The organism is Aeromonas sp. QDB68, assembly GCF_027707405.1.
Taxonomy (GTDB): domain Bacteria; phylum Pseudomonadota; class Gammaproteobacteria; order Enterobacterales; family Aeromonadaceae; genus Aeromonas; species Aeromonas caviae.
In genome coordinates this window covers 1-15,258 of sequence record NZ_JAPCIQ010000035.1, presented here as the reverse complement: position 1 = coordinate 15,258, position 15,258 = coordinate 1, and the positions used below count along the sequence as shown (strand labels likewise).

Here is a 15,258-nt window from a genome sequence, read left to right as displayed (position 1 = left end):
GCTACCTTAGCAAGGGGCCGACGGGATGAAAAGCCGATGGCGGGGCCGCCAGCCGGGCGGCCCCTGAGGTCGGGCGTCAGGAACGGTGGGGGGCGGGAGCCACTGCCCCCATCTGGTGCTTGAGGAAGACGGCCACGATGGCGGCCAGGGCCAGCGCCATGGGGTAGAAGCTCATGCTCACGACCAGGATCGGAGAGAGGGCGAAGATGGAACCCAGCAGCAGCGCCTGGGCGCCCCAGGGAATCAGCCCCTGTACCACGCAGGAGAAGATGTCCAGCATGGAGGCGGCGCGGCGCGGGGTGACCCCGTGATGGTCCGCCAGATCCCTGGCCACCTTGCTCGCGACTATGATGGCGACAGTGTTGTTGGCGGTGCACAGGTTGGTGAGGCTCACCACGCCGGCGATGCCGAGCTCGGCCGCCTTCTCGTTCTGCTCGCCATCGTGGTGGCGGGTGAAGCGGGCAATCAGGGCGGCGATGCGCTCACTTATCCAGGCTAGCCCCCCCTGGCGTTCCATCAGGGCACCCAGACCGCCGATGAGCATGGAGAGCAGGAAGATCTCCTGCATGCTGGTGAAGCCCTGATAGATGTCCTTGCTGAACTGGCCGAGGGAGTAGCTGCCAAGCAGCCCCACGCCACTGGCCGCCAGGATGCCGAGCCCCAGTACCATGAAGACGTTCATGCCAGAGAGGGCCAGCACCAGGATCAGCAGATAGGGGGCGACCTTGAGCAAGTCCGCCTCGGCGGTGGGAGCCGGCGCTTCACCGGTGGAGCCCAGCACCAGATAGAGCAGGATCACCAGCACGGCGGCGGGGGCGGCAATCTTGATGTTCTCGCGAAACTTGTCCTTCATCTCGCAGCCCTGGCTGCGGGTGGCGGCTATGGTGGTGTCTGAGATGATGGAGAGGTTGTCCCCGAACATGGCGCCGGAGAGGATGGTCCCCGCCATCAGCATCGGATCGATGCCGGCGGCCTGGGCGACGCCCAGCGCCACCGGTGCCACGGCGCCGATGGTGCCCATGGAGGTACCCATGGCGGTGGCAATGAAGGCAGAGATGAGGAAGAGCCCCGGCAGCAGGCACCAGCCCGGAATGAGGGAGAGGCCGAGGGCGACCGTGGCATCCACCCCACCGGTGGCCTTGGCCACGGTGGCGAAGGCGCCCGCCAGCAAATAGATGAGGCACATAGCCATGATGTTGCTCTCGCCCACCCCCTTGAAGAAGGTCTCGAGGTTCTTGTTGAACCCCTCGCGTCCCATCAGCAGGGCCAGCATGACGGCAGGCAGGGCGGCAACGGGGGCGGGGAGCTGGTAGAAGGCAAACTCGACCCCCTGCAGGGTCAGCCAGGTACCGGTTCCGATGAAGATGGCAAGAAAGACCAGAAGGGGCAGCAGGGCTCTGGCACGGGGTTGGGTCTGGATCATGTGTTCCTCGAAACTTGAACAATGACCTCCTGTCGTTGCCTGTGGCGCCTCCGGGGCGGGCACAGGGCGGGCATCCTGCCACCATGGGGGGGCAACAGTAGTGAGTCGGCCCGCCCGGGTCAAGATAGCCGTCCAGATGGATAGGGCTTTTTGCTTCGTGATTCTGACTTGTCTGGTTATTCCGTTATTTATTCTGTTTTTATTGAATTTATCGTTTAAATGTCGGGGTGGTTTGGCGGGCCAGATCGGGCTTTTCAAAGGGGACGCGGGCTGGTAAAACGGTCTCTTTCCATAATAAAGAGATGAGAGGGTGGAGATGGACAATCCGATCCGTGTGGCCGTGATGGGCTGTAATGGTCGTATGGGCAAGGTGCTGCTGGAGGCTATCGCCAACGCCGAGGGCGTGGTGGTGGGAGCGGCGCTGGAACGACCGGGCTCTGCCGTGATGGGTCTGGATGCGGGTGAACTCAACGGCCTGGGGCGCCTTGGCGTCATCATCAGCGACAGTCTGGAGAAGGTGAAGGACGAATTCGATCTCATCATCGACTTCACCCGCCCCGAGGTGACCCTGGCGAACCTCGCCTTTGCACTGGCTCATGGCAAGCAGATGGTGATCGGCACCACCGGCTTTGACGAGGCGGGCAAGGCGGCCCTGCACGAGGCGGGCAAGCAGATCGGCATCGTCTTCGCCTCCAACTACTCGGTCGGGGTCAACCTGGTGTTCAAGCTGCTGGAGCAGGCGGCCAGGGTGATGGGGGAGTACACCGACATCGAGATCATCGAGGGGCACCACAGACACAAGGTGGATGCTCCGTCCGGCACTGCGCTCTCCATGGGGGAGGTGGTGGCGAAAACCCTGGGCCGGGATCTCAAAGAGTGCGCCGTCTATGGCCGTGAGGGGATCACCGGTGAGCGGGATCGCAACACCATCGGCTTTGCCACCATCCGCGCCGGCGATCTGGTGGGGGAGCACACCGTCATGTTCGCCGACATCGGCGAGCGGGTCGAGATCAGCCACAAGGCTTCCAGCCGTCTGACCTTCGCCAACGGTGCAGTGCGGGCGGGCAAGTGGCTCGGCCAGCAAGGGGCCGGTCTCTATGATATGCAGGATGTGCTCGGTCTGAAATAAACCGACTTCAGGGGGAGTGCAGACTCCCGTACTGGTTGCCAAACCCCGGTCCGCCGGGGTTTTTTGTCACTTTTTTGTAGAAATGAGCCTTAATCATCACTTTTTGAGTGAACCTCGCTAAATCCTGCCATTCTTACAAGCCTGCCACCCTCTTGCGACAAAAATGTCATCAAGGGGTAACGGGTTTGGGTCTCAATATTCCCCTGCGGGGGGCATTTCGCCTTGATGTGAAATAGACTAAAAATGCAATCCAAGAAAAACGTTTTCTATTCTTGGCGTTCACTTTTCTGGCTTCAAATGGTGTTTTTGCTGTTGTGTTGTTTATTTTTTAATTTTCTATCTTGCTGTTTATTAAGTGGTAAATTTGGTTTTTTGTACGTTGCATGGCATCGGGCGCCGCTTTGTGGTCTGTGTTTGGCTTTTCTTTTTGAAGAGGGGGTTGCAAAGCGAGTGAGTGCATAGATAATGGGTAATGTTGCTTGTTTATTGAATTTAGATGCATTTCAAACGAGAAAAGACGTTGAAATGAGATCGTTTTTAAGTAGAATGCGCCCAATTTGCCAGAAATCTGCCGGGTTCGAGTCCTGTCAAAGACCGGAACCGAGCCCGCAACACCCAGGTAAATTGCTGAATTTAAAGCTAAATAACTGGAGGTTGTCTTGAATCACACTGCATTGCTAGTGCTGGAAGATGGAACTGTGTTCAAAGGCGTGTCGATAGGCGCCGAGGGATGTTCCGTTGGTGAAGTGGTTTTCAACACGTCGATGACGGGTTATCAGGAAATCCTCACAGATCCCTCCTATTCCCGTCAGATCGTTACCCTCACTTACCCCCATATAGGCAACACCGGCACCAACAGCGAAGATGAAGAGTCCAGTCAGGTCCATGCTCAGGGCCTCATCATCCGGGACCTTCCGATACTGGCCTCCAACTTCCGCAATCAGCAATCCCTCTCCGATTACCTCAAGTCTCACAACATCGTTGGCATCGCCGACATCGACACCCGCAAGCTGACCCGCATCCTGCGTGAAAAAGGCGCCCAGGCCGGTTGCATCCTGGCCGGCAAGCAGCTCGATGAAGCCCATGCCCTCGAACAGGCCCGCGCCTTCCCCGGTTTGAAGGGGATGGACCTGGCCAAGGAAGTGACCGTGAGCGAATCCTACAGCTGGACTGAAGGCAGCTGGCAGCTCGGCAAGGGTCATGTCACCCCGACGGCCGATGAGTTGAAATACCATGTGGTGGCCTACGACTTCGGCGTGAAGCGCAACATTCTGCGCATGCTGGTGGACCGTGGCTGCCGCCTGACCGTGGTGCCGGCCAAGACCCCGGCCGCCGAGGTACTGGCGATGAACCCGGATGGTATCTTCCTCTCCAACGGCCCCGGCGACCCCGAGCCGTGCGACTACGCCATCGAGGCGATCAAGACCTTCCTTGATACCAACACGCCGGTGTTCGGTATCTGCCTGGGCCACCAGTTGCTGGGCCTGGCCTCCGGCGCCAAGACCATCAAGATGAAGTTCGGCCACCACGGTGCCAACCACCCGGTGAAGAGTCTGGACGACAACACCGTGATGATCACCGCCCAGAACCACGGCTTTGCGGTGGACGAGCAGACCCTGCCCGAGTGCCTGCGTGCCACCCACGTCTCCCTGTTCGATGGGTCGCTCCAGGGCATCCATCGCACCGACCGTCCGGCCTTCAGCTTCCAGGGTCACCCCGAAGCGAGCCCGGGCCCGCACGATTGTGCCGGTCTGTTCGACCACTTTATTGAATTGATTAAGCAGTATCGCGCCTAAGAGGATAAAGAGAGCCATGCCAAAACGTAACGACCTACAGAGCATCCTGATCCTCGGCGCCGGCCCCATCGTCATCGGTCAGGCCTGCGAATTCGACTACTCCGGCGCCCAGGCGTGCAAGGCCCTGAAAGAAGAGGGCTACCGCGTCATCCTGGTGAACTCCAACCCGGCCACCATCATGACCGACCCGGAGATGGCCGACGCCACCTACATCGAGCCCATCACCTGGGAAGTGGTGCGCGAGATCATCAAGAAAGAGCGCCCGGACGCCATCCTGCCCACCATGGGTGGTCAGACTGCGCTGAACTGCGCCCTGGCGCTGGAGCAGCATGGCGTGCTCAAGGAGTTCGGTGTCGAGATGATCGGCGCCACCGCCGACGCCATCGACAAGGCCGAGGATCGCTCCCGCTTTGACAAGGCCATGCGCAGCATCGGTCTCGAATGCCCCCGTGCCGGCATCGCCCACAACATGGAAGAGGCCTGGGGCGTGCAGCAGATGGTGGGCTTCCCCTGCATCATCCGTCCCTCCTTCACCATGGGCGGCTCCGGTGGCGGCATCGCCTACAACACCGAAGAGTTCGTCGAAATCTGCGAACGCGGCCTGGATCTCTCCCCCACCAAGGAGCTGCTCATCGACGAGTCGCTCATCGGCTGGAAAGAGTACGAGATGGAAGTGGTGCGGGATCGCAACGACAACTGCATCATCGTCTGCGCCATCGAGAACTTCGACCCCATGGGCATCCACACCGGTGACTCCATCACGGTCGCGCCAGCCCAGACGCTGACCGACAAGGAGTACCAGATCATGCGCAACGCCTCCATGGCGGTGCTGCGCGAGATCGGTGTCGAGACCGGCGGCTCCAACGTCCAGTTCGGCATCAACCCCAAAGACGGCCGCATGGTCATCATCGAGATGAACCCGCGGGTGTCGCGCTCCTCTGCGCTGGCCTCCAAGGCGACCGGCTTCCCCATCGCCAAGATCGCCGCCAAGCTCGCCATCGGTTACACCCTGGACGAGCTGATGAACGACATCACCGGCGGTCGCACCCCGGCCTCCTTCGAGCCGGCCATCGACTACGTGGTGACCAAGGTGCCGCGCTTCAACTTCGAGAAGTTCGCCGGCGCCAACGACCGTCTGACCACTCAGATGAAGTCCGTCGGCGAAGTAATGGCCATCGGCCGCAATTTCCAGGAGTCCCTGCACAAGGCCCTGCGTGGTCTCGAGACCGGCAAGACCGGCTTCGACCCCATGGTTGACCTCAACGCCCCCGACTCCCTGACCCGCATCCGTCACGAGCTGCAGGATGCCGGTGCCGAGCGCATCTTCTACATCGCCGACGCCTTCCGCGCCGGCCTCTCCATGGATGGCGTGTTCAAGCTGACCAAGATTGACCCCTGGTTCCTGGTGCAGATTGAAGAGCTGGTGAAACTGGAAGAGCAGGTGAAAGAGCGCGGCATGGCCGGTCTCGACGCCGACTTCCTGCGCGCCCTCAAGCGCAAAGGCTTTGCCGACGCCCGTCTGGCCAAGATCCTAGGCGTGGCCGAAGGTGAAGTGCGTAAATTGCGTGCCCGCCACAACATCTTCCCGGTCTACAAGCGGGTCGACACCTGCGCGGCCGAGTTCGCCACCAACACCGCCTACATGTACTCCAGCTACGACGAAGAGTGCGAGGCCAACCCCACCAACCGCGACAAGATCATGGTCATCGGTGGCGGCCCGAACCGTATCGGTCAGGGCATCGAGTTCGACTATTGTTGCGTGCACGCGGCCCTGGCCCTGCGCGAAGACGGTTACGAGACCATCATGGTCAACTGCAACCCGGAAACCGTCTCCACCGACTACGACACCTCCGACCGTCTCTACTTCGAGCCGGTCACCCTGGAAGACGTGCTGGAAATCGTGCGGGTCGAGCAGCCCAAGGGCGTCATCGTCCAGTACGGCGGCCAGACTCCGCTGAAACTGGCGCGGGCATTGGAAGCGAACGGCGTGCCGGTGATTGGTACCAGCCCGGATGCCATCGACCGCGCGGAAGATCGCGAGCGCTTCCAGTCCGCCGTCGAGCGCCTCGGCCTCAAGCAGCCGGAAAACGGCACCGTCACCGCCCTGGAGCAGGCCGTGCAACTGGCCACGCGCATCACCTACCCGCTGGTGGTTCGTCCCTCCTACGTGCTGGGTGGCCGCGCCATGGAAATCGTCTATGACGAGCAGGACCTGCGCCGCTACTTCGCCGAGGCAGTGAGCGTCTCCAACGAGTCGCCGGTGCTGCTGGACCGCTTCCTGGACGACGCCACCGAGGTGGACGTGGACGCCATCTGCGACGGTACCGATGTGGTTATCGGCGGCATCATGGAGCACATCGAACAGGCCGGTATCCACTCCGGTGACTCCGCCTGCTCCCTGCCGCCCTACACCCTGTCCAAGGCCATTCAGGACGAGATGCGCGAGCAGGTGCGCAAGCTGGCGCTGGAACTCGGCGTGGTCGGTCTGATGAACGTGCAGTTCGCGGTGAAAGACAACGAGATTTACCTCATCGAGGTGAACCCCCGTGCCGCCCGTACCGTGCCGTTTGTCTCCAAGGCCACCGGTGCCCCGCTGGCGAAGATTGCCGCCCGTGTCATGGCCGGTCAGAGCCTGAAAGAACAGGGCTTTACCACCGAGATCATCCCGCCCTACTACTCGGTGAAGGAAGTGGTACTGCCGTTCGCCAAGTTCCCGGGTGTGGATCCGCTGCTGGGTCCGGAAATGCGCTCCACCGGTGAAGTCATGGGGGTGGGCAGCAGCTTCGCCGAGGCCTATGCCAAGGCGCAGCTGGGTGCCGGTCACCAGGTTCCGAGCGAAGGTCGCGCCCTCTTGTCCGTGCGCCACGGCGACAAGGAACGGGTGGTCAACCTGGCCGCCAAGCTGCTGGAGCTGGGCTATGACCTCGACGCCACCCACGGCACCGCCGTGACCTTGGGCGAGGCGAGCATCAACCCGCGTCTGGTCAACAAGGTGCACGAGGGTCGTCCGCACATTCTGGATCGCATCAAGAATGGCGAGTACACCTACATCGTCAACACCGCCGAGGGTCGTCAGGCCATCGAGGATTCCAAGCAGCTGCGCCGTGGCGCCCTGCAGCACAAGGTGGCTTACACCACCACGCTGCATGCGGCCTTCGCCACCTGCATGGCCATCAGTGTCGATGCCACCGCCAATGTGAACTCGGTGCAGGAGCTGCATGAGAAGGTGAACAACCGCTAAGAGCACCGGCAGCACACTGCCCGCTCGATGCACGCAAACCCCGCCAGCGATGGCGGGGTTTTTTATTGCCTGCGCCCTGCCACTTCCGGGGGGGCGCCAGCAAGGAAGATGGGTGAGATGGCGAATAATCCATCATGGGTGGTGATATTCACCCCGTTATTGGGTATTCACTGCATCCATATTGCTTAATTGACATGAAATGGTGCAATCTTCGCAATCTCTCGCCCCCACGACCTCCCTATACTGGGTGCTCATACAAACAAGGTCGTCTGCGCCGACACACCGAAAGGTGGCGTGCGAGAGGATCAGCGCCCGCAGCCCGATCCGGCTGCCGTGGCCGGCCCCGGTGACCGACGGGGGCCGCAGGAAAACCGGTCGCGGGGTTACCGCCGCGCGACTCGTCAGGGACGGTGTTACCGCACCAACCCGCTTCCCCTCCTTGCCCCACCCGCCTGTCGGCCCGGTCGTCCGGCGCCTCGCCCATCCGTCAAGGGAATCTGAATATGAGCTTCGATCATCGCAAATACCGCCGTGCCCCCGTGATCAACCTGGCGGATCGCCAGTGGCCCAACCGGGTACTGGAGCGGGCACCGCTCTGGTGCGCCGTGGACCTGCGCGATGGCAACCAGGCGCTGGTCGAGCCCATGACGGTGGCCCAGAAGCTGCAAATGTGGGCGCTGATGACCCACATCGGTTTCAAGCACATCGAGGTGGGCTTCCCGGCGGCCTCCCAGCCCGACTTCGATTTTGTGCGCGAACTCATCGAGCGCAACCTCATCCCCGATGACGTCACCATCCAGGTGCTGGTGCAGGCGCGCGAAGATCTGATCGCCCGCACCTTCGAGGCCCTCAAGGGGGCGAAGCGGGCCATCGTTCACGTCTACAACTCGGTCAACCCGACCCAGCGCAACTATGTGTTCAACTCAGGCAAGGACGGGGTCAAGGCCATCGCCGTGCAGGGGGCGCGCTGGGTGCGGGAGTATGCGGCCCGCAATCCGGACACCGAGTGGAGTTTCCAGTATTCTCCGGAGAGCTTCAGCAGCACCGAGGTGGAGTTCGCCGTCGAGGTGTGTGACGCCGTCATCGACGAGTGGCGTGCCGCTGCCCGTCCCATGATCCTGAACCTCCCCGCCACGGTGGAGGTGAGCACCCCCAACGTGTTTGCGGATCAGGTGGAGTGGTTCTGCCGACACCTCAAGGCGCGACCCGAGGTGAGCATCTCCATCCACACCCACAACGACAGAGGCTGCGGGGTGGCCGCCGCCGAGCTGGCGGTGCTGGCGGGGGCGGATCGCATCGAGGGCACCCTGCTCGGCAACGGGGAGCGCACCGGCAACATGGACATCGTCACCATGGCCATGAACCTCTACAGCCAGGGGATTGACCCCGAGCTGGACCTGTCTGACATGGATGCCATCGTCGCCACCGTGGGGGCCTGCACCCAGATTGCCCTGCACCCGCGCCACCCCTATGCCGGCGAGCTGGTCTACACGGCGTTTTCCGGCAGCCACCAGGACGCCATCCGCAAGTCTCTCGCGGCAGAAAAACCGGATCACTACTGGGACGTGGCTTACCTGCCCATCGACCCTGCCGATCTTGGTCGCAGCTACGAGGCGGTGATCCGCATCAACAGCCAGTCCGGCAAGGGAGGGGTGACCTATCTGCTGGAACGTGACCTCGGTCTGCAACTGCCGCGCTGGCTGCAAATCGACTTCAGCCGCCGGGTGCAGGCCGAGGCTGAGGCGAGCAGCAGCGAAATCAGCCCGGAGCAGATCCGCACCCTGTTCGAGCAGCACTATCTCGAGCCTGCCCACGGCTATCGCATCGGGCGGTTCCAGCTCGGTCATGACAGTCAGGAGAGCCTGCGCCTGGAGTTGCAGACCCCCCACGGCACCCTGCAACTGTGCGGTGAAGGGGAGGGAGCCATCACCGCCCTGGTCAACGGCTGGCAGCGTCAGACCGGCATGCACATCGATGTGCTGGATTACTCCGAGCATGCGCTCACCGCCGGCACCGAATCCCGCGCCGCCGCCTATGTGCTGCTGAGCGTCGAGGGCACCCGGATGTGTGGCGTCGCCGTCGGTCGCGACGTGGTCAACGCCTCCCTGCAGGCGGTGATCAACGGCGCCGCCCAGCATCAGGCCCTGCGCCAGAGCGCCTGAGGCGGCACTGCCCGCTTGCCGTGAGGGCGAGCAGGGAAGGGCCGCCCACCCCGATGTCACGGCAGATCGCGCCGTCCCCGTTGCAACAATCCCCTGACCCATATGGTGAGGGGATTGTTTTTTATGGAAAAATCGGCCCACAATATCAGTGATTTGCCACCAGGAATGCCGTCGGGGTTCGCTGGCGATGGCAGCCAACGGCTGCCATTCGGGATAGAAGACATGCGCGCTTGGAGCCCAAAACATGATGAAGACTCCCCTCAGGTTATCCGTTCACCCCGCCCGGTTCTTCTCGCTTCCTCCCTGCCGTCGTCTCGCGCTGGTGAGCCTGCCCTGTCTGCTGCTGCTGACGGGGATCCTGGACGGGGCCAGCTTTGATCCCCTGGCGGAGCACAACCTCTATACCGTCGGGGCTCTGGCCGAAGCGCTCAACGTGTTGACCCTGTTGTTCATGTTCTGGGTGGTGCAGTGTGCCCAGATCACCTTGAAAACCTATCTCTCCCTCACAGGCGGGCTGACCCTCTGGCTCGTTTCCGGCGTCATCGATCTGATGGATGAGGCCTATTTCCAGCCCTGGTGGCTCTCCACGGTGGAAGATAGCCTGCGCACGATCGGCATGCTGGCCTCGGCCTGGGGTGTGCTGCTGATGGTGCAGCAGATGTATGGCACCCAGATGCGGCTCTCCTCCCTCGCCATGTCAGACGAGCTGACCGGGCTCTCCAATCGCCGGGCGTTTCGCGCCGTGCTGGAGGCTCACGGAGAGGAGGGGACGCCGTTCCTGCTGCTGGATCTCGATCACTTCAAGCTGATCAACGATCGCTATGGCCACGCCATCGGCGACAATGTACTTCGTGAATTCAGCACCCTGCTGCGCCAGCTCTGCCCATTGGATGGGGTGGTGGCACGCCTTGGGGGAGAGGAGTTTGCCATCTGGCTGCCCGGCATGACGGGCGACAAGGCCCGTGCGCTGGCGGAGCAGATAAGGTGCGCGACCGAAGAGCTGGTCTCAGGTGACGGGGTAAGATTCACCGTGAGCCTTGCCCTGGGTATCAGCCAGAGCGGGGAGGGGGTGGATGCCCTGCTCCAGCGCACCGATCTCGCCCTCTATCAGGCCAAGCACCTGGGACGCAACCGGGTGGAGCTGGCGTGATGACGCCAGGGAATGCCGCAGCCAGCGGGCCAGCCGGTTCATCCGCCTTCATCTTGTCAGACTTGTTCCCTACAATGTCCGCCTCCATGCATTCGAGCCCTCTCATTCGCGATGAGGGGCAGGTCCCGCTCTTCAGGAAGCCTTCATGATCCCCTCTCACTCCTTGTTTGATGCCCATTGGCGCTGGCTGTCACTGCTTTCCCTTGCCCTGCTGTCGGGTTGTGCCAGCGAGCCTCCCGCCCCGACCAGCCCGGCGACGCCGGCGGGGCGCCCCATTCCCAAGGCGATGCAGCCGCAAAAACCGGCCGACATGAAGAGCCGCATCGTGCGCTTCCTGCCGCGCAGCGTGGTGGACAAGCCAGGCTGGGCCAATGACGTGGTGACGGCGCTCACCACCCAGGGGCTGACGGTGAGCGATCACAACGTCTGCAGCGTGCTGGCGGTGGCGGAGCAGGAGGCGACCTATCAGGCGGACCCCGTGGTGCCCAACCTCAACAAGATTGCCTGGAAGGAGATCAATGCCCGGGCCGGCAAGCTGCTCATCCCCGAGTTCATGGTGCGCACGGCCCTCTCCATCCAATCCCCCACCGGCAAGAGCTATGCCGAGCGCATCGACAAACTTCGCACCGAGCGGGAGATGAGCGAGATCTTCGAAGACATGACAGGCAGCGTCCCCATGGGCAAGCAGCTCTTTGGCAATCTCAACCCGGTACGCACCGGCGGCCCCATGCAGGTGAGCGTCGCCTTTGCTGAGGCCAACGCCCGTGGCTACCCCTATCCCGTGAAGGAGTCCATTCGCCACGAGGTGTTCACTCGTCGCGGCGGCATCTGGTTTGGCACCAAACACATCTTCGGCTATCCCGCGGACTACCCGGATACCCTCTATCGCTTCGCCGACTTCAATGCGGGCTGGTACGCGAGCCGCAATGCGGCCTTCCAGGCGGCGGTAAGCCGGGTGAGTGGCAAGCCCCTGGCCCTGGATGGGGATCTCATCCGCTACGACTCGGATCTGCCCGGCAAGACCGAACTCGCGGTCCACAGCGTTGCCAGCCGCGTCAACATGAGCAAGCAGGCCATTCACCAGAGCCTGAAGCTGGGGGACAGCAGCGACTTTGCCAAAAGCGATCTCTACCACAGGGTCTTCGCCCTGGCCGACAAACAGGCCGGGACACGGCAACCCCGCGCCATCTTGCCCGGTATCCAGCTAAAGAGCCCCAAGATCACCCGCAATCTCACCACCGCCTGGTTTGCCAAGCGGGTGGATGAGCGCGAGCAGCGCTGCGTGCAGAAGATGGCAACGATCCGCTGATTTGCTGAAATAACAAAGGCGGCCAATTGGCCGCCTTTGTTTTATGCCTCCGTCGTTCAGCTTTCCCATCTACTTCATCAGCGCTCTGGTCCCCCTGCATGTGGGGAATTCATGGCATCCCCAGAACGGTTTTCCCTTGTTGTCACCTCTACCGGCAGTGCGCAATACCATGGTGCTGCCACATCTGGGGCAGATCGGGGGTGGATTGTCCGGTGGCGATACGCTCTGTGAGGGTGGGTTTGCAACTGATTGCCTGACAGGTTCGCGGGTGGAAACATGGTTGGCGGATGGGTCGGCATGACGAGTCTTGAGCTGGGTGACATGCTGTCTGTGAGTCTGCCAGTTGGCGGCAAGTCGCCCTTGTTGAATGGTGTCGACAACGTGAGCGACCTCGCTCTCGGCCAATACCGGCGTGGTTATACCCTTGACGTAGCGAATGAGCCCGCGGTTCATCACGTTCTGCGGCATAGGGGTCTTGAAGGTGCAGTCGCCGATAAAGAAGATGACGGAGTGAAGCTGGTTGTCTGAGAGCCCCAGCAGGGATTTGAGGGTCATCATGTGCAGGTGGTTCTGATGCAGCGGGTTCTGGAAGCTGTGCTTGCGGCGATAGATCTGCTGGGTCCAGCTTTTCTGGGTCGGGTTGCCGAATATCCAGCCCTTCATGTTCTTGGTCTCAATCACGAATAGCCCGAAGCGAGAGACGATCACGTGATCGATCTGAGTGCTGCCCTGGGGGGTGGGCAGGGTCACGTCCTTGAGCAGGCGATATTCCCGCTTGTCGAGAAATAGCCGAATACAGAGATTGATAAACCACTCCCCGACCATCCCTTTGAACCAGGCCGTTTTGAGCAGGGTGGCAATCAACAGCAGTGGCAGGAGAAACCAGAGCTGAGTCAGCAGCGGCGCTATGGCAGCAGTGATATCCATGTGATTTAGCCTTCACAGATCCCGGTCAGGGATGGGTCTCGATGGGGATGATGCTGCGACACTTGGGGTATTCGGGGCAGCCCCAGAAGCTGTTACCCTTGGTATCTCCCCGTTTGCTGGTCCTCAGTACCATGGTTGTGCCGCATTTTGGACAAACCGGTGCTGTACCTGCATGGGCGGCCACGTTGTCCTGCGGGTCACTGTCGCTTGCGACGCGCTCCAACGTGATGCGCACCTCCTCGCTCACCCGAATAATGCGCTGAGCTTCATCGTAGGCATCGCGGTACAGCTCACTGTCATCCGCCCGCCGGATCAACACCCCCATCTCGTTGTTGTTCACCTGGCTGAATTCGTAGAGGTTCAGGCTGGTGACAATGCACATCTCCTCATTGAGGTAGCACTTGGCATGGAGATTTTTGCAAAAGCTGGTGCGGATATAGGTGAGCTCCTTGAGCCAGCTGATCTCTTCCGGTTGGAGTTCGCTCTTGCCATAGACGATCCGCACATCGATCTTGAGCCGGTTCTTGTCGGTCAGCAGCTCCTTGATCCTGTCATTGAGTTTGAGAAAGGGGCTGATCAGGATTAACCGCTCCTTGGCATCCTTTATCAGCTCTTCGAGGAAATAGTTGGTTGCGCTGGTATTCAGAAATTTGGCCATAACAAGCTCCCTGTCCCTGGAAATGTCATGTGTTCTCTGCTCAACAGTAGGCAGTCAGCCTGACCACAATCCCCGGCGTGGTTCTGCTTTACGTCTTCACCCACCGTCCGTATCCCCATGCTAGGAGATACAGGTGGGACCTCATAGCGGCAATGGAGTCAAATGTGCGTTCAGTCAGAGATTTGGTGATGGGGACGGTTCATGTCGCCTTGCTGCGCTAGAAACTCATCGCCAGTCCGATGGAGTAGCCGCTGGTACTGTTGCTGAGCATATAGCGGGCCACCAGCCGGGTGCGGGTGATGAAGATGTCGTACTTGCTGCTGTCGAGTTCGAGGCCAAGTCCCAGGGAGTTGAGGCTGTTGAAACCGAGCTGCCCCCGTTGCTGCCCCAGGTATTCGGTTCTGGCCCCTTCCAGCACGTAGCGAAGGGGCCTGTCCAGCAGGGTCCAGTGCCACAGGGGGGCGCGGCGGCGCAGGTAAAGCCCGAGGTTTTCCGCATCGGCCTGACCGCTGACGCTCTCGGCGGTGCCGGTGAAGCTTTGCAGATGCTGGTAGGAGTAGCGCAGCTCGGCATCGATGTCCTGGGCGGCGGAGAAGAGTTCATAGTCCAGCATCAATGAGCCGCCGAGGCCATAGACATTGAGGGTGCCGCCGTCGAGGAAGTCCAGATTCTGGCCACTCCTGTGCTCGAGCAGGGCGGCCCCGATGCGAAGGTCGCTGGCCACCGTGCCCAGGGTGACATTGGCGATGGGCCGCAGCACCAGATTGCCACCAAAGCGATCCCGGTGGACGCCGATATCCCAGCCGATGCCGCCGGTGGCGCTCAGGCTGTTCCATTTGGTGGGTATGGTGCGGGTCTCGTTGCCATCGGTGAACACAAACTGGGGATCGTAGCGGCTGTAACCCAGGGTGCCCTCCAGATAGAGGGGAACATCCTCGCTCAGGGTGGCGCCACCCCCGAACTGGGTGATGGTGAGGGCGGAGGTGTCGTTGGTGCCGCTGCCGATATTCAGGTTGCTGGCGGTGATATCCGGCACCACGGCGTAGCTCATCAGGGAGACGACGGCGTTGGCGCGCTGTTGAACCAGGCTCTCGTCGCTGGCACGGGCCTTTGTCACAAGACCGGCAGAGACGCCGGCAATAACCGCCAGCAAGGAAAGTGTGTGAAAAGAGAGCTGTCTTGCCATACCTGGCTCCATGAGTACCCCGTCCATTGGGGCATGTTCACACTGTAACGGGTTTCATCTGGCTTGGCAGCCTGGCAAGGGCCGACCCGTCCTGTTTTGGGGTGTGCGCATTGGCCTGATGGGCCAAGCTGCCCTCGCTTTGGCGGGGGCAGGGGGGGCGAGAAGGGTGAACCGCTGGGCAGAAATCACAGACATTAATTTACCTGATTACCCATGACCCTCAGCCAGCTTCAAGAGCCGATATGGCATCGGAGGGCTTGCCACGACTGCATGCCCC

At 61.4% G+C, this 15,258-nt stretch carries 10 protein-coding genes; 6 read left to right on the top strand and 4 right to left on the bottom strand.

All coding sequences use genetic code 11. The annotated features are described in order from the left end of the window. Positions 1–76 precede the first annotated feature (76 nt). Complete coding sequence (locus PG892_RS12050) at positions 77–1,423, bottom strand: Na+/H+ antiporter NhaC family protein (protein WP_270825440.1); 1,347 nt, start codon at positions 1,421–1,423, stop codon at positions 77–79. Between the two features lie 316 nt (positions 1,424–1,739). On the opposite strand from PG892_RS12050, the gene dapB reads away from it, so the two are divergent. From dapB to PG892_RS12020, 6 genes are all read left to right on the top strand, one after another. Beyond that, positions 1,740–2,552 carry a 4-hydroxy-tetrahydrodipicolinate reductase gene (dapB, locus tag PG892_RS12045; RefSeq protein ID WP_052816492.1) on the top strand — a complete coding sequence of 271 codons (813 nt, stop codon included), beginning with the start codon at positions 1,740–1,742 and terminating at the stop codon, positions 2,550–2,552. A 659-nt stretch (positions 2,553–3,211) separates the two neighbouring features. After that, the gene (carA, locus tag PG892_RS12040) at positions 3,212–4,348 is read left to right on the top strand and encodes a glutamine-hydrolyzing carbamoyl-phosphate synthase small subunit (protein ID WP_103858270.1); all 1,137 of its coding nucleotides are present in this window, start codon (positions 3,212–3,214) and stop codon (positions 4,346–4,348) included. A gap of 16 nt (positions 4,349–4,364) precedes the next feature. Beyond that, positions 4,365–7,589 carry a carbamoyl-phosphate synthase large subunit gene (gene carB, locus PG892_RS12035; RefSeq protein WP_041213100.1) on the top strand — a complete coding sequence of 1,075 codons (3,225 nt, stop codon included), beginning with the start codon at positions 4,365–4,367 and terminating at the stop codon, positions 7,587–7,589. A 503-nt stretch (positions 7,590–8,092) separates the two neighbouring features. Beyond that, positions 8,093–9,751: a 2-isopropylmalate synthase gene (leuA, locus tag PG892_RS12030; protein WP_042014680.1), complete on the top strand. Its 1,659-nt coding sequence runs from the start codon at positions 8,093–8,095 to the stop codon at positions 9,749–9,751. Positions 9,752–9,995: 244 nt separating this feature from the next. Beyond that, positions 9,996–10,901, top strand: coding sequence for a GGDEF domain-containing protein (locus tag PG892_RS12025; protein ID WP_270825439.1), 906 nt, complete (start codon positions 9,996–9,998; stop codon positions 10,899–10,901). A gap of 145 nt (positions 10,902–11,046) precedes the next feature. Continuing rightward, positions 11,047–12,210, top strand: a complete 1,164-nt coding sequence (locus PG892_RS12020) for a DUF1615 domain-containing protein (RefSeq protein WP_181023077.1) — start codon at positions 11,047–11,049, stop codon at positions 12,208–12,210. Between the two features lie 69 nt (positions 12,211–12,279). Here the strand turns inward: PG892_RS12020 and PG892_RS12015 are convergent, their stop codons facing one another. The 3 genes from PG892_RS12015 to PG892_RS12005 all read right to left on the bottom strand — a co-directional run bounded on the left by PG892_RS12015 (position 12,280) and on the right by PG892_RS12005 (position 14,981). Next, on the bottom strand, positions 12,280–13,137 hold the full coding sequence (locus PG892_RS12015; RefSeq protein ID WP_103858272.1) for a nuclease-related domain-containing protein: 858 nt from the start codon (positions 13,135–13,137) through the stop codon (positions 12,280–12,282). A gap of 25 nt (positions 13,138–13,162) precedes the next feature. Further along, positions 13,163–13,795, bottom strand: a complete 633-nt coding sequence (locus PG892_RS12010; protein WP_052816477.1) for a topoisomerase DNA-binding C4 zinc finger domain-containing protein — start codon at positions 13,793–13,795, stop codon at positions 13,163–13,165. A 217-nt stretch (positions 13,796–14,012) separates the two neighbouring features. Then, complete coding sequence (locus PG892_RS12005; protein WP_270825438.1) at positions 14,013–14,981, bottom strand: hypothetical protein; 969 nt, start codon at positions 14,979–14,981, stop codon at positions 14,013–14,015. Positions 14,982–15,258 lie beyond the last annotated feature (277 nt).